Here is a 15,640-nt window from a genome sequence, read left to right on the forward strand (position 1 = left end):
CGCCTTTGGGTTGATTATATAACAATGGTCCCTTTAAATACAAATTTTGCTGGTCCACATAACCAAATTTTTTTAAAATTTTGCTCGTCTATTTTTTCAAATTCCACCGATAAATTTCCTCCCTTCGTGATAATTTGGGTCGTATTTTTTCCAAGAGTTGCCAAAGGATTAGACAAAGCAGCAGCGGTTACGCCTGTACCACAACTATATGTTTCGTCTTCTACACCTCTCTCATATGTTCTTACCTGTAGTTGATTATCTGCTAACTGTTCTACAAAATTTACATTGATGCCCTCTATTTTAAAAGCATCACTGTAACGAATTTTCTTTCCTTCTGTAAATACATCTAGTTGATTAAGTTGACTTACTGGTAAAATATAGTGGGGTGATCCTGTATTTAAAATAGAAGCATTTTGTTCTTTTCTAATGCTGTCTACGTCTTTCATCTTTAATTTAACCCATCCTTTTTTTTCAATTATTGCTTCGTGTGGGCCATCTGAAGCAATAAAATGGTAACGCGATTGTTGAATGCCACAATCAAAAGCAAATTGAGTTAAACATCTTCCACCATTACCGCACATACTTCCCGCTGCTCCGTCCGAATTATAGTACTTCATTTCAAAATCATACCCTGCTTGAAGATTCAGCAACATCAATCCATCTGCACCTATTCCGAATCTCCTATTACACAGATGGGCAATTTCATCTTGGCTGAGTTTAATATCCCCATTGCGATTATCAATTAGAATAAAATCGTTGCCAGTGCCCTCATATTTATAAAATGCTAGCTCCATCTTGAAAATTAAATTTTTGCTAATACTTCTAGGCTTTTTTGAATCAAGTTCTCAACCGCTTTACCTCCATCTTTGCTGAAAGTTTGTTGAACTCTATTGGCAACTATTGCACTCAAGCTAAGACAATGATGATTTAATAATTTGCCCAATCCGTATATGGCACTTGTTTCCATTTCAAAATTAGAAATGATATGATTTCCAAATCTAAAACTAGTCAATTGATTAATCAGGTCTGGGAACTGTAAAGGCAGTCTAAGAATTCTGCCTTGTGGGCCATAAAAACCAGGACAAGTGACGGTGATACCTTGATGAAATCCAACAACAAATTCTTTTAAAATATGCGCTGAAGCGGATGCAATATAAGGTTGAAGCCCATTATGTCCTATTTGCGTATGAACATTGAAAGCTTGTGCAATTTGCAACTCTTCTTCATTATTGATTAATTTATAAAAATGAAGTAGGTTGTCGATTCCTAATCCATGCGTACTGGCTACAAAACTATCTACTGGTATAGAAGCCTGTAAGGAGCCAGAAGTGCCCATACGCACTATTGTTAATCTTGTTTGATTGGGTTTGATAGTTCTTGTTTCAAAATCAATATTTGCTAAAGCATCCAACTCATTCAATACTATATCAATATTGTCAGGACCTATCCCAGTTGAAACAACAGAAATTCTTTTATTTCCAATAAACCCTGTATGTGTAATGAATTCTCTGTGTTCAAATTTGCCTTCTATGCGGTCAAAATATTTACTTACTTCACCCACTCTGCCGGGGTCGCCAACGGTAATGATTGTATTAGCTAATTCTTCTGGTTTTACATTTAAGTGGTAAACTGCACCTCTTTCGTTTATAATTAGTTCACTTTCCCCAATTCTTGTCATTTTTTACTTTTTATGAAGTAAAATTCGGTATTTCTTATTTAGAATTTTAAAATTAGTTTGTTTACGCTATTTTTGCATCCCTGCAATGGTCCTGTGGCCGAGTGGCTAGGCAGAGCTCTGCAAAAGCTTCCACAGCGGTTCGAATCCGCTCGGGACCTCTAAAAGGATCACCAAAATGGTGATCCTTTTTTTATTTGCCACTTAAATGTAACTTTTGTAACCATTTTATCTTTTGGGTTAATGCATTTTTGCACTCTAAACAACAATCAATGGTTATTATTGGATTTTTACTCGCAGCATTAGTAGGTATTTCTCTAGGCTTAATTGGAAGCGGTGGATCTATATTGACAGTCCCTATTTTGGTTTATGTTATGGGAGTTGATCCTGTTCTAGCCACTGCTTACTCGCTTTTTATAGTAGGTTCTACTGCATTAGTTGGGGGAATACAAAGTGCTACCCAAAAGAAAGTAGATTTTAAAACGGTTTTAATTTTTGGGATACCCTCTATAGCAGCAGTTTATGCAACTAGATTATGGATTGTGCCGTTGATTCCAGCTGAAGTGGCATCCATTGGGGGCATCGTTATTACCAAATCAATTGCTTTGATGCTCTTATTCGCAGTAGTGATGATTCTTGCATCAGTGAGCATGATTAAGCCAGGCAAAAAGGCAGTGATTGATGAATCGGCACCAATGGTTTATAATTATCCTATGATTTTATTAGAAGGTACAATAGTAGGCGTGCTTACAGGGCTAGTAGGTGCCGGTGGTGGATTCTTAATTATTCCAGCCTTGGTATTATTAGCAAAAATGCCCATGAAATTAGCCGTAGGAACTTCCCTTTTTATCATCGCAGCAAAGTCGCTAATTGGCTTTACAGGTGATTTGCAAGGAGCTCAGGTAATTGATTGGCAATTATTATTAACATTCACTTTTTTTGCAGTTATAGGAATTTTTGGCGGAATTATTTTATCTAAAAAAATACCAGGTGAAAAGCTCAAAAAAGCTTTTGGTTGGTTTGTGTTAATCATGGGTATTTACATAATCATTAAAGAGTTATTTTTCCCAACTGGTGGTGGGCACTAAATGCAACAAATGTTACCAAACAACTATTTTACAGTATTGATATTTGCAGTACAAATTTTTAAAAACTAAAAACGAAACCATATGTTTTTTCAACACATTTACGACAAGAGTTTAGCTCAAGCAAGTTATTTTATTGGCTGTCAAAAAGCAGGTGTTGCTGCGGTAATTGACGCTAAAAGAGACGTGGATACTTATTTGGAAATTGCGAAAGCCAACAATATGACGATTACGCATATTTTTGAAACCCATATTCACGCGGATTTTTTAGCAGGTTCAAGAGAATTGGCTCAATTAACTGGCGCTCAATTGTATTTGTCAGATGAAGGTGGAGAAGGATGGGAATATGAATTCCCTCATGTAGGGTTAAAAGACAACGATATAGTTAAGTTAGGTAATCTTAGCTTTAAAGTATTACATACACCAGGACATACTCCTGAAAGTATTAGTTTTTTATTAACTGATCATCCTGCTAGTTATGAGCCAGTGATGTTGTTCACAGGAGATTTTGTTTTTGTAGGAGATATTGGCCGTCCAGATTTATTAGAGAAAGCTGCTGGAATGATTGGAACACAAGATAAAGGTGCACAGCAAATGTACCAGAGTATCAAGAAGTTTAATGCCTTAGCAGATTATATCCAAGTTTGGCCAGGACATGGCGCTGGATCTGCTTGTGGTAAGGCTTTGGGTGCTGTCCCAAGTACAACGGTAGGGTATGAGAAAGCGCGAAATTGGGCTTTCCAATATCCAACAGATGAAGCTGGATTTACAAATTATTTATTGGCTGATCAACCTGAACCGCCAAAATATTTTGCAATGATGAAGAAGTTAAATAAAGTGGATCGCCCTTTGTTAACTGAAGTGCCTAAGCTAAAAAAATTAACTATTGAAGAAGTAAATAGCAATATGGCTAATGGCATCAAATTGTTAGATGCTCGACCTAAAACGGAGTTTGCTGCAGGATTTATTCCAGGTAGTTTAAATATTCAAGGCAATAATTCTTTTGCAACCTGGGCGGGATGGTTTCTAACTTATGACGAGCCTTTTATGATTTTAGCAGACGAATCAATGTTAGATGATTTAACTAGAAAATTAATGCGAATTGGATTAGATAATATTGCGGGATACTTGCCCTCTGTAACCGAATATACCAAAGCAGGCGGCACTTTAGAAAAAGTAAATTTGGTGGATTTAGCAGAAGCAAAAATATTGGCAGCAGATTCTGCTGTACAAGTTGTTGACTTAAGAGGAGCTGCTGAATTTAATGCAGGTCATATTCAAAATGCGAACAACGTATTTGTAGGAACACTGCCTAATAACTTAGATAAAATCAGTAAAGATAAAAAGGTGATGATTCATTGTCAGGGCGGGGATAGGGCTGCCATTGCCTATTCTATCCTTTCTAAAAATGGATTCAAAAATGTGGTTAATTATTCTGCGGGAATGAATGAATGGGTGAGTGCTGGGGAACCAGTAGTTGGTTAATGAAGTCCTAAAGAAAAATTAGAGCTGCCTTCCCCCAGGCAGCTTTTTTTATGATTATACTCATTTTTTGACCCAGCTCTGTTGGTTAATTTTGTACTGAAATAAATTGAATATGAATATTGTAAAAACACTTTTTGTAGGACTGCTTTTTATAACTATGGCATCGTGTAATGAGGAGAAAAAAGCGGATGATAAGGCAGCTGAAAATACAATGGCCCCCATTAAACATGGTTCTTCCATGCATGCTACTTCTAACGCTGATTCCGCGGGTAAATTCACACCTGCAATGGTTGCGAATAAAAGGGACTTTATTTGTGGAATGCCCGTTACTGCAGGAATTGCAGATACTGCACATTACAAAGGAAAAGTATATGGTTTTTGTGCAACAGAATGTAAGACCGAATTTTTACAATCTCCGGATGCACATATTGCAGCAAAATAATAACAAGCGCTTTCAATTGTAACTTTTGATACAGTGAATCAATTCATTGTTTCAGAAATTTACAATATATAATAACAAAAACGTTGACCATGAAAATCGAACAGATTTATACTGGATGTTTAGCACAAGGTGCATACTATATTGTGTCAAATGGGGAAGCTGCAATTGTAGATCCCTTGCGCGAAACCAAGCCTTATCTAGACAGGCTTGCTAAAGATAATGTTCAATTAAAATATATTTTCGAGACCCATTTTCATGCAGATTTTGTAAGTGGTCATATAGACCTCAGTCAAAAAACAGGAGCTCAAATAGTATATGGACCTACCGCAAATGCTTCATTTCAATGTATTACAGCATCTGACGGTGAATTATTTAAAGTGGGCGATATTAACATTAAAGTTTTGCATACGCCAGGGCATACCATGGAAAGTAGTACGTTTTTGTTGTTAGATGAAAATCAAAAAGAACATTGCATTTTTAGTGGCGACACTTTGTTCTTAGGGGATGTAGGTCGTCCTGATTTAGCGCAAAAAGCAGCTAACATGACACAAGAAGAATTGGCTGGGTTACTATATGATAGTTTAATGAATAAAATTCTGCCATTGTCAGACGACTTAATTGTTTATCCAGCTCATGGTGCAGGAAGTGCATGTGGTAAAAATATGATGAAAGAAACGGTCGATACGTTGGGGAATCAGAAAAAATTAAACTATGCCTTGAACCAGCCAAGTAAAAGTCATTTTATTAAAGCAGTTACGGATGGTTTATTGCCTCCTCCTGGCTATTTTGGAATGAATGTAGCAATGAATAAACAAGGATATGCACCATTTGATAAAGTATTGACAGAAGGAACTAAACCATTGTCTGTTGAAGCATTTGAAGCAGCAGCAGAAGAAACAGGAGCACTCATTTTAGATACGAGAGATCCAGATCTTTTTTTCAGAGGCTATATTCCTCAGTCGGTAAATATTGGATTAAACGGTGATTTTGCTCCTTGGGTGGGTGCGTTAATGGTTGATGTTAATCAACCCATATTATTAGTTTGCAGTGAAGGCAAGCAAGAAGAATCGGTAACTAGATTGAGTAGAATTGGGTTTGATCACGTGATTGGATTTTTATCTGGCGGATATGAAGCATGGTTGAAGGCAGGTAAGCCAGTAGATACTATTGAAAGGATTAATGCACTGTTGTTTGAAGAAAACTACGATCCTCAAACCGATCAGGTAATTGATGTACGAAGAGAATCAGAATTTTCAGCAGAGCATGTTGAAAATGCATACAATAAACCATTGTCTTACATCAATGATTGGATAAAAGATATTGATCCCAAACAACATTTTTTTCTGCATTGCGCAGGTGGTTATAGAAGCATGATTGCGGCCAGTATTTTACAGGCAAGAGGATATAGGAATTTTACAGAGATAGGCGGAGGATATAAAGCAATTGCTGAAACCTCTGTACCTAAAACAGATTTTGTTTGCCCTTCTAAGCTTATGAAAATTTAATCATTATGAATAACGCACATCATTACGAAGTTGATTTAACATGGACAAATGATCGAAAAGGAACAATTAGTTCTCCTGTATTGAATAGCTCGATTGAAGTAGCTACTCCTCCCGAGTTTCCTAAAGGGATTCCTGGGATTTGGTCACCAGAACATTTACTTGTTGCTGCTGTAAACTCATGCTATATGACTACTTTTTTAGCTATAGCAGAGAATTCAAAATTAGATTTTGTATCATTCGATTGTAAAGCGGTTGGTATATTAGAGCAACCAGAAGGCAAATACATGATTACCACTGTTTTATTGAAACCAGTTTTAGTAATAACAGATGGGCATTATGCAGAAAGAGCTATGCGCGTGTTGGAGAAAACAGAAAAAGCTTGTTTAATATCTAACTCAATTAAATCTGAAGTGAAGTTAGATGCAGTTGTAAGAGTTGTTCATGCTTAAATTCAAGCTTTCAAAATTTTGATTAGCTTGATATTATTATGGAAAAACTAGCTGCTTATACAATAGTATTGCTTCAATTTTCAGCCATCGGTTGGTTGTTATTCTCAGCGTATCCACTATATTTAAACATTACTGCATTTGTACTTTCTGCCATTGCGGTAATGTTGGTTTCTTGGGCATTATGGGTAATGCGGGTGAGCAAAATCAGGGTATTGCCAATACCCCATATAGAAGCGGAATTAGTAACCAATGGCCCCTATCGGTATATTAGGCATCCGATGTATACTGCTGTATTGCTCTTAACAGCAGGATTAAGCTTAGAACATTTTCATTGGTATAAACTACTTGTTTGGTTTATACTATTGATTGTTTTAGTGACTAAGTTGAACTGGGAAGAAAAAATGTTGGTACAGAAATTTCAACACTATTCATCTTATCAAGCAAATTCTTACAAATTAATTCCTTTTATTTACTAGTTGAGTTAAGTAACTTTTGTTACCAACATAGTAAAAAAACAACTATACCTTGCTTTTAATTCTCTAAATATGCAAGGTTTAAAAGAAAATAAATCCCAGTTTTTATTGCTCGTATTGGTAAATGCCTTTGTGGGTGCGATGGTTGGGATGGAGCGTTCTATTTTGTCAGAATTTGGTAAAACAATTTTTTCTTTATCAGCCGCCTCAGCACTCACCAGTTTTATTGTTGCTTTTGGCATTAGTAAAGCAACTAGCAATTATTTCGTAGGTATTCTATCTCGAAAATTTACCCGCAAACAAATATTAGTAACAGGTTGGTTGATTGCATCGCCTGTGCCATTTATTTTAATGTATGCTAATCACTGGAATTGGATTATTCTAGCGAACGTTTTCTTAGGTATTAGTCAGGGTTTAACTTGGAGTACTACTGTTGTAATGAAAATAGATTTGGTAGGATCAAAGAACAGGGGGTTGGCAATGGGTATCAATGAATTTGCAGGCTACTTGTCAGTAGGTTTAGCAGCCTATCTATCAGCAGCAATTGCATCTACCTATGGGTATGCATTTTATCCATTTATACCAGGGTTGATTTTTGTTTTTGTAGGTTTAGTGGTATCTCTTTTTTGGGTAAATGATACGACATCATTCATTCAAAAGGAGACCGCGAAAAGTAATATTCCATTACTAAAAAATATTTGGGCTTCAACTAGTTGGAAACACCGAAATCTTGGCTCAGTTACCTTGAACGGATTAGTCAATAATTTAAATGATGGGGTAATGTGGGGGCTAGTGCCCATTTTATTGGCACAACGTTCATTTAGTATCCAAGAAATTGGAATTATTGCAGGAGTATATCCAATGGTTTGGGGTGTTTCTCAATTATTTACTGGTAAAATGGGCGATGTCTTTTGTAAAAAGCAATTGATTACCGTTGGTATGTTATTACAAGCTATGGCCATTGTTTTATTGGTTGTATTTTCTTCTTTTGCTGGTGCGATAATAGCTGCCGTTTTACTAGGCTTAGGAACTGGCTTGGTTTACCCTAATTTTTTAACAGTGGTAGCAGAAAATGCACACCCTACTCAAAGAGCTGAAATCATGGGTGTCTTTCGATTTTGGAGAGATGGAGGCTATGTAATTGGCGCTTTATTGAGTGGATTTTTAGCAGATTGGTTCGGGTTAAATTGGGCACTGTATTTAGTTGCTGCCCTCACGGCAGCTGCAGGGTTAATCGCTAACCTAAGAATGTGTTGTACCTTAAGGTTGTTTTGGCGTTCTCAAGAGTGTATGCCTTCTGTGTAACCTTTGTTACCAATACACCACAAAAGCTATTTTACATTTGTATTCAATTAATTCAATTATGAAAAAAGTTTTGTTGAACCACTGGAGTTTCATGAGAATCGTACGATTGTTGGCTGGTATAGCCATCATAATTCAGTCTGTGGCAAATAAGGATACTGTATTTGGAATAGCAGGATTATTGTTCACTATTATGGCATTATTCAATACGGGCTGTTGCGGTGTAAATGGTTGTGCAACCCCTATTCAAAAAACTACCAAAACAACGGAGGAAATTAGTTATGAAGAAGTGGTTAAATAACAATAAGCTGTATTTATTCGGGGCTGTTTTAGGTGCTATTGGAGGATATATTTATTGGCAGCAAGTTGGTTGTATTTCAGGAACCTGTGCCATCACTTCTAAGCCATTGAATAGTACGCTTTACGGTGCTTTAATGGGTTCCCTGTTATTAGGCTTATTTAAAAAAGAAGAAAAATCAAATTCAGTTCATTCTTAAAAACATTGATATGACATTTAATGAAATGATTCAATCAGACAAACCAGTGTTGGTAGACTTTTTTGCAGAATGGTGTGGACCTTGTAAAATGATGTCTCCTATTTTAAAAGAAGTAAAAGATAGTTTGGGCGACGAAGTAACCATTATTAAAGTAGACGTGGATAAAAATCCACAAGCCGCAGCTGCTTATCAAGTGCAAGGGGTTCCAACATTAATTGTATTTAAAAATGGTCAGCCACTTTGGAGACAGAGTGGGGTTGTGCCAAAAGCTGGATTAATCAATATTTTTCAACAATTTAAATAAATAAAGCCATGAGTATATTCAGTCAATTATTTGGAGGAGGGCCTTCTGTTGATTTAAAATCAGTTATTGCAGAAGGTGCATTTTTAGTAGACGTGAGAACGCCCGGAGAGTTTGCAGATGGACATGTAAAAGGATCAGTGAATATTCCACTCGACAACATTACAAAGGAGATTGCTCAATTCCGTGAGAAAAAAAATATTATTGTTTTTTGCAGAAGTGGAAACAGAAGCGGAATGGCAAAATCTTTATTAGAGCAACAAGGATTCAAAAATGTCATCAACGGTGGAACTTGGCAGAATGTAGCCCAATTTGTTCATTAATATAAAAAAATGGAAATGGAAACTTTAAAAATAGTCATCCCAACAGATTTTTCCGTACAGTCAGAATTTGCCTACTTAATGGTAAAAAAGCTGGAAGAGAAAATAAATACAGAAATACATTTTTTGCACGTATTGGCCGTTCCAGACACAGTATCCATGGATGCTGCTGGTAATATTAATACCTGTGGAGAAATTGATGTGGCCTATGTTGAAAAGCAAAAAGAAATAGCAGAGCGAAAATTAGCTAATCTAAAAAACCTATACGGAACCCAAATCAATACTCATTTACAATTGGGTAAGACCACTGATGCTATTGTTACATTTGCTGCAAATGCTAAGATGGATTTGATCGTGATGGGGACCAAGGGCGCTTGGGGTATTAAAGAAAAGATATCTGGTACTGCAACTCAAATGGTTGCAAGAAATTCTATAGTACCTGTATTGTCTTTAATGTGCGATCGCTCCGACTTAACCATTAACCATTTGTTATTGGTGCATGATTTTTCTAATCCAACTGCAGAGAATTTGCGACTTATGCACAAGATTACCAAAGCTTTTGGACCAACCGTACATTTATTACAAATTGTATCTGGTGATGTGGCGATTGAAAAAGCAGCTATTGAAGCCAATATGATGCAGTTTGCTCGGTTAAATTCCTTAGAAAATGTTGAATGCCATGTAATCAATGATAAAGATGTAGAAAATGGCGTTATTCATTTTAATCAAATGAATAATATGGATATGATTTGTATTGGTACACACGGTAAAGGTGGAATGCTTCATCAAAGTGCAACAGAGAAATTAATCAACCATTTATTCAAACCAATTATTTCTTTTCACTTAAAATAAAATAATGCTTTATGCGTGAATTAATTACCCAAACTTGGTCTTGGTGGTTCTCTGGAGCCATGATAGCCAGCATCATGTTTTTTCTTTTATACTTTGGACAGTCTTTTGGATTCTCATCTAATTTGCGCACCATATGTGCTGCAGCAGGATTAGGTAAGAAAACAAAATTCTTTGATTTTAATTGGAAGGCACAAATTTGGAATATTGTTTTTTTAATTGGATCCATCATTGGAGGCTTTATTGCTTCTCAATATTTATCTAATGGAGAGCCTGTTGAGATTTCTGCAGCAACTATTGCAGATTTGAGTAAGCTGGGCATTGCAGCACCAGAGTCTTTACAACCCAAAGAATTATTCAGCTGGGATGCAGTGTTCACTGTAAAAGGTTTTCTAATCTTAGCATTAGGTGGATTAATGGTAGGCTTTGGATCTAGGTATGCTGGAGGTTGCACTTCTGGGCATGCTATTAGTGGCTTATCGAATTTACAGCTGCCTTCATTGATTGCCGTTATAGGCTTTTTTATCGGAGGATTAACAATGACTTATTTAATCATGCCATTAATTTTTTAAGCAATGAAGTTCATCAAATTTTTATTATTAGGAATTGTATTTGGGATAGTGATGTCAAAATCAGAAGCCGTTTCCTGGTTTCGGATTCAAGAAATGTTTCGTTTTCAAGCATTTCATATGTATGGAATTATTGGAACAGCCGTAACACTTGGTGTGATTGGTGTAGCATTGATCAAAAAATTCAAGATCCGTGATTTTCATGGTAACCCCATTGCATTTTTTCCAAAAGACAAATCAGTTGCAAGGTATTTAATTGGAGGAACCATTTTTGGATTAGGATGGGCATTGAGTGGGGCTTGCCCTGGGCCAATGGTGGTGAATATTGGATATGGTTTCTTATCGATGACGATCGTGTTCTTCTTTGCTATAGTAGGCACCTACTTATACGGGGTTTTTATGAAAAAGTTGCCACACTAATCTATCAATTTTCCCTCCTTCAAAATACAAAGCTGTATGGAAACCGAAAAGCCCAGTTTAAAAGAGCGAAGTATGATCAAAATGATTCAGCGTTTGTTGAATTTAATCATTGTTTTGGTTGCTTTTATAGTTGTCTTGCCATTGGTTATTTACAATGCGGATAGCATAAAGGGGTGGTTTAAATCGTCCAATGAAAAGGCCATAACGCCTCCTTTCCCTGAATCACAACCAGCAAAAGAAAATGCTAAGAAGCCTTCCGTTGCTTACTGGCAACCACAAGCAATGGACGCAGTTACTGATCCAGCTGTAAAAGAACTTGTTTATTATGGAAGAGAACTCATTGCACATACCGCTAAATATTTAGGACCTTATGGTTCCGTATTACAAATTACCAACGGGCAGAATTGTCAGAATTGTCATTTGCAGGCAGGAACGCAGGCTTTTGGGAATAATTATGGTTCAGTTGCTTCTACCTATCCCAAATTCAGGGCTAGAAGTGGTACAACAGAAAACGTGTATAAGCGCGTAAATGATTGTTTTGAAAGAAGCCTGAATGGTAAAGCATTGGATACGGCTAGTAAAGAAATGCAAGCCATCGTTGCCTATATCAATCATATTGGTTCCAATGTTCCGAAGGGAGAGAAAGCAGCTGGGTCAGGTTTAAAAGACTTGGCTTTTTTAGATAGAGCAGCTGATCCAATAAAAGGTAAGACAGTCTACGAAACCAAGTGTCAAAGCTGTCACCAAGCAAATGGGGAAGGGGTGTTGAATCCAGATAAAATTGAATATAGTTTTCCGCCACTCTGGGGTAAACACAGCTTCAATGACGGTGCTGGATTATATAGAATTACCAACTTTGCTAAGTATATTAAGTACAATATGCCATTAGGCGTTACACATGAAAACCCACAACTTACCGATGAAGAAGCTTGGGATGTTTCTGCCTATGTGTTGGCTCAATCTCGTCCGCATATTGCTGTACCAAAAGATTGGCCAGATATTTCTAAAAAGCCTATTGATCATCCTTTTGGTCCATATGCAGACCCTTTCTCAGAAAAACAACATAAATACGGTCCTTTTAAACCCATTGCTGAAAAAGCAAAAAAATAATTCCTATGTCAAATAACAGAAGAAAATTCATTCAGCAAATAGGGGCATTGAGTGGAGTAGGACTAGTTGCTGCAACAGGCATCAATGAAGTATCTGGTGCAGATAATCAAATCGAAAAGGAAACAAGTGCAATAGTTGAAACTGCTGGCAGTGCTACCTTAACCATTTTACAAACTACCGATGTTCATTGTCAGGTTCATCCACATGATGAATTATTTTGGGAGAACGGGAAAGCCATATTTAGAAAGACAGGTGGATATGCGCATTTAGCTACTTATTTAGCGAAAGAAAAAAAACGTAATCCGAATAGTTTTTTAATTGATACAGGCGATATGTTTCAGGGAAGTGAGCTGTCTGTAAAAACATTGGGTAAGGCCATGGTGCCGATACTCAATGCATTGAACTATGATTTGTATTTACCAGGTAATTGGGAAGTGATTTATTACAAAAAAGCCATGCAAACATTATTGGGATCATTGCATGCACCTAAGGTTTGTGCCAATATGTACCATGATTTAGGACAGGGTAAAAAAGGGGAATTAATTTTTCCGCCCTACCATATTTGGCATTCTAATGGGATTAAAGTTGGATTCATTGGGTATACAGATCCATTGGTTCCATTAAGACAGTCACCGAATTACAGTAAGGGAATTATTTATACCAAGCCAGAGGAAAATTTAGCACATTATGTAGATGTACTGAGAAACCAGGAGCAATGTGCTGCTGTTATGGTTATTGCCCATTTGGGTTTGTCTCAGCAATTGCATTTGGCCAATCAATCAGAATGTGCAGGCGTAGATTACATTTTAGGAGGAGATACTCATGAACGAGTAAGAAAACCAATTGTGTGCAAATATGCTAAAGTAGTGGAGCCTGGTGCATTTGGTTCTTTTGTTGGAAAGTTACAATTGCGTTTTAAAGAAGGAAAATTAATTGATGATCAATATAGTTTAGATGAGGTAGATGCTTCTGTTTATAAAGCGGATAAACTGATAACTTCATTAATCAACCAATACGAGCAGCCATTTGCCGATCAGATTTATAAAGTGGCAGGGTACAGCACCATTCCTTTGTATCGATATTTTGTGGTGGAAAATCCCATAGACACAATGATACTTAATGCCTTGAAATGGAAGCTTCCTGAAACAGATATTGTTTTGTCGAATGGATTCCGTTTTTGCCCGCCAAGAACTACGCCGGATCAAACCGGGAATATACCCATTACTGAAGGATTTATTTTTGATATGCTTCCAGTTGATAGCACGGTTAGAACAGGTGCAGTAACTGGCAAACAAATATTGGATTGGTTAGAAAAAGAATTGAATAATGTTTTTGCAAAAGATGCAGTAGAAAGATTTGGCGGATGGGTGATTAAGTTTAAAGGGATGACAGTAAAATTTGAAGCGTTTGCAGAAAAGGGGAAAAGAGTGAAAGAGGTTAAAGTGGGGAGTTCACTGTTAGATGTCAATAGAACCTATACCATTTGTGCATGTGAAAGAGATGGTGATCCTGCTGATATGTTGTGTAGAATGCGTAATGTAAAGAACCCGCAGAATACTCCATATACATTACATAGTACTATGCTAGAATATTTGAAAAATAATTCACCAGTCACTCCTACACCGGAAAGAAATGCGCTTATTCTAGATGGACCACAAGACTTGTTAACCCAAGTTAGTGGGGTAGATTATGAGTTTCGTTAATGATTAAATAAGTAAGTAAGTAAGTAAGTATGCGTTTTTTATATTCAGTAATAGCATTATTGCTATGCTCAGCCACTGCATTTTCACAACACCAAGAAATTACTGCTAAGCCAGATATGTGGAAGGGGAAAAAAGAAAATTCGATAGATACCAGTTCATTGTTGTATGCATTTAAATCCGGAACAGTGAATGGGCATTTCCGTTATTTTTTTATGGCAACTGATAATGCTAAAGGATTAACTGATTTTCATGCGAATGCTGCGGGTGGTGGTATACGTTTTGAAACAGCTAAGTTTAAAGGCTTTCAATTTGCGGTAAGTGGATTTTATATTTTTAATATTGGCTCTTCAGACTTAGCAAAAAAAGATCCTACATCTGGGCAAGGTAGCAGGTATGAAACCACATTGTTTGATATAGAGGATCCATATAATACAATGGATTTAGATCGATTAGAAGAATTTTATTTAAAATACAATTTTAAAAAATCATCTGTAACACTTGGACGACAATTGATTAATACGCCTTTCATCAATTTGCAAGATGGACGCATGCGGCCTACTGGAGTTGAAGGTATTTGGGCGGTAATCAATGATATTCCAAAAACTAAAATTGAGGGAGGATTATTGTATGCCATTTCACCTAGAGGAACCGTAAAATGGTATGGAGTAGGCGAATCGATAGGTATTTATCCTTCGGGGGTTAGTCCTGATGGTACAAGGTCAGGTTATCCTGGTCATGTAGAAGCGAGTAACTTAGTGCAAGTAGGTATTCATAGAGAATTAACGAAAAAGGCTACTTTGCATGCTTGGAACTTAACGGTGCCAAGGGTTTTCAATGCGGCTTTACTGCAATTCGATTATACCATCCCCGCGCAACAAAAGGATCATCAATATTACGGTTCATTACAAGCAGTTAAGCAACATGCTTTAAAGGATGGTGGAAATGAGGATCCTGCTAGGAGATTTATTGAAAAAGACAACGGCTCATTTAGTTTTGGTGCAAGAGTGGGTTATAAAACGCCTATTTGGGATTTTTCTTTAAACTACAACCGTATCACTAAAGAAGGACGGTATTTAATGCCAAGAGAGTGGGGTAGAGATCCATTTTTCACTTTCATGCCAAGGGAAAGAAATGAGGGTTTTGGAGATGTACACGCAGTGGTTGCAAAAGCGGCGTATGCAATCCCCCAGCAAAGACTAAAGTTTAATTTGTCAGGTGGTTATTTCAAAATGCCTGACATAAATAATACTGTCTTAAACAAATTTGGGATGCCATCATTTGTTCAATTCAATGCAGATATGCGCTATTCATTTGCAGGTTTTTTACAAGGGATGGATGCACAATTATTAATTGTGGGTAAGATCAATCAAGGAGAAACCTATCAACAAGCAAAATATGAAATGAATAAAGTGAACATGGTTCTCTATAACTTTGTTTTGAACTATCATTTTTAGC

Annotated in this window: 19 protein-coding genes and 1 tRNA gene; 18 read left to right on the plus strand and 2 right to left on the minus strand. The window is 36.7% G+C overall.

What is annotated here, in order from left to right:
• Positions 1-14: 14 nt before the first annotated feature.
• Both dapF and ACTIEI_RS11310 read right to left on the minus strand, forming a co-directional pair.
• Entirely contained in the window at positions 15-794 is a 780-nt protein-coding gene (dapF, locus tag ACTIEI_RS11305; protein ID WP_439506402.1) for a diaminopimelate epimerase, read from the minus strand.
• Between the two features lie 8 nt (positions 795-802).
• Entirely contained in the window at positions 803-1,678 is an 876-nt protein-coding gene (locus ACTIEI_RS11310; protein ID WP_439506403.1) for a nucleoside phosphorylase, read from the minus strand.
• Positions 1,679-1,765: 87 nt separating this feature from the next.
• On the opposite strand from ACTIEI_RS11310, the gene ACTIEI_RS11315 reads away from it, so the two are divergent.
• The 18 genes from ACTIEI_RS11315 to ACTIEI_RS11400 all read left to right on the plus strand — a co-directional run bounded on the left by ACTIEI_RS11315 (position 1,766) and on the right by ACTIEI_RS11400 (position 15,639).
• Positions 1,766-1,836: transfer RNA gene (locus ACTIEI_RS11315), tRNA-Cys, on the plus strand.
• Between the two features lie 111 nt (positions 1,837-1,947).
• The gene (locus tag ACTIEI_RS11320; protein WP_439506404.1) at positions 1,948-2,763 is read left to right on the plus strand and encodes a sulfite exporter TauE/SafE family protein; all 816 of its coding nucleotides are present in this window, start codon (positions 1,948-1,950) and stop codon (positions 2,761-2,763) included.
• 81 nt (positions 2,764-2,844) lie between these two features.
• A complete protein-coding gene (locus ACTIEI_RS11325; protein ID WP_439506405.1) occupies positions 2,845-4,245 on the plus strand; it encodes an MBL fold metallo-hydrolase in 1,401 nt (466 codons plus the stop codon).
• 112 nt (positions 4,246-4,357) lie between these two features.
• Positions 4,358-4,687: a YHS domain-containing protein gene (locus tag ACTIEI_RS11330; RefSeq protein WP_439506406.1), complete on the plus strand. Its 330-nt coding sequence runs from the start codon at positions 4,358-4,360 to the stop codon at positions 4,685-4,687.
• An 89-nt stretch (positions 4,688-4,776) separates the two neighbouring features.
• Entirely contained in the window at positions 4,777-6,192 is a 1,416-nt protein-coding gene (locus ACTIEI_RS11335; RefSeq protein ID WP_439506407.1) for an MBL fold metallo-hydrolase, read from the plus strand.
• Positions 6,193-6,197: 5 nt separating this feature from the next.
• Complete coding sequence (locus ACTIEI_RS11340) at positions 6,198-6,641, plus strand: OsmC family protein (protein ID WP_439506408.1); 444 nt, start codon at positions 6,198-6,200, stop codon at positions 6,639-6,641.
• A 38-nt stretch (positions 6,642-6,679) separates the two neighbouring features.
• The gene (locus tag ACTIEI_RS11345) at positions 6,680-7,117 is read left to right on the plus strand and encodes a methyltransferase family protein (protein WP_439506409.1); all 438 of its coding nucleotides are present in this window, start codon (positions 6,680-6,682) and stop codon (positions 7,115-7,117) included.
• Between the two features lie 69 nt (positions 7,118-7,186).
• Positions 7,187-8,419 carry an MFS transporter gene (locus tag ACTIEI_RS11350; RefSeq protein ID WP_439506410.1) on the plus strand — a complete coding sequence of 411 codons (1,233 nt, stop codon included), beginning with the start codon at positions 7,187-7,189 and terminating at the stop codon, positions 8,417-8,419.
• 58 nt (positions 8,420-8,477) lie between these two features.
• Positions 8,478-8,717 (plus strand): hypothetical protein, encoded by a 240-nt coding sequence (locus ACTIEI_RS11355; RefSeq protein ID WP_439506411.1) that lies wholly within the window; start codon positions 8,478-8,480, stop codon positions 8,715-8,717.
• On the plus strand, positions 8,698-8,913 hold the full coding sequence (locus tag ACTIEI_RS11360; protein ID WP_439506412.1) for a DUF6132 family protein: 216 nt from the start codon (positions 8,698-8,700) through the stop codon (positions 8,911-8,913). Before ACTIEI_RS11355 ends, ACTIEI_RS11360 begins: the two co-directional genes overlap by 20 nt.
• A 10-nt stretch (positions 8,914-8,923) precedes the next feature.
• Positions 8,924-9,217 (plus strand): thioredoxin, encoded by a 294-nt coding sequence (gene trxA, locus ACTIEI_RS11365; protein WP_439506413.1) that lies wholly within the window; start codon positions 8,924-8,926, stop codon positions 9,215-9,217.
• Between the two features lie 8 nt (positions 9,218-9,225).
• The gene (locus tag ACTIEI_RS11370) at positions 9,226-9,537 is read left to right on the plus strand and encodes a rhodanese-like domain-containing protein (RefSeq protein ID WP_439506414.1); all 312 of its coding nucleotides are present in this window, start codon (positions 9,226-9,228) and stop codon (positions 9,535-9,537) included.
• 15 nt (positions 9,538-9,552) lie between these two features.
• Positions 9,553-10,386, plus strand: coding sequence for a universal stress protein (locus tag ACTIEI_RS11375; protein ID WP_439506415.1), 834 nt, complete (start codon positions 9,553-9,555; stop codon positions 10,384-10,386).
• An 11-nt stretch (positions 10,387-10,397) separates the two neighbouring features.
• Positions 10,398-10,955, plus strand: a complete 558-nt coding sequence (locus ACTIEI_RS11380) for a YeeE/YedE family protein (RefSeq protein WP_439506416.1) — start codon at positions 10,398-10,400, stop codon at positions 10,953-10,955.
• Positions 10,956-10,958: 3 nt separating this feature from the next.
• Positions 10,959-11,372, plus strand: coding sequence for a DUF6691 family protein (locus tag ACTIEI_RS11385; protein WP_439506417.1), 414 nt, complete (start codon positions 10,959-10,961; stop codon positions 11,370-11,372).
• Between the two features lie 36 nt (positions 11,373-11,408).
• The gene (locus ACTIEI_RS11390; RefSeq protein ID WP_439506418.1) at positions 11,409-12,482 is read left to right on the plus strand and encodes a c-type cytochrome; all 1,074 of its coding nucleotides are present in this window, start codon (positions 11,409-11,411) and stop codon (positions 12,480-12,482) included.
• A 5-nt stretch (positions 12,483-12,487) separates the two neighbouring features.
• Positions 12,488-14,185, plus strand: a complete 1,698-nt coding sequence (locus tag ACTIEI_RS11395; RefSeq protein ID WP_439506419.1) for a bifunctional metallophosphatase/5'-nucleotidase — start codon at positions 12,488-12,490, stop codon at positions 14,183-14,185.
• A 29-nt stretch (positions 14,186-14,214) separates the two neighbouring features.
• Complete coding sequence (locus ACTIEI_RS11400) at positions 14,215-15,639, plus strand: OprD family outer membrane porin (protein ID WP_439506420.1); 1,425 nt, start codon at positions 14,215-14,217, stop codon at positions 15,637-15,639.
• The last annotated feature ends 1 nt before the right edge of the window (position 15,640 follow it).

This window comes from Sediminibacterium sp. (assembly GCF_051860225.1).
In the GTDB taxonomy this organism is placed as follows: domain Bacteria; phylum Bacteroidota; class Bacteroidia; order Chitinophagales; family Chitinophagaceae; genus Sediminibacterium.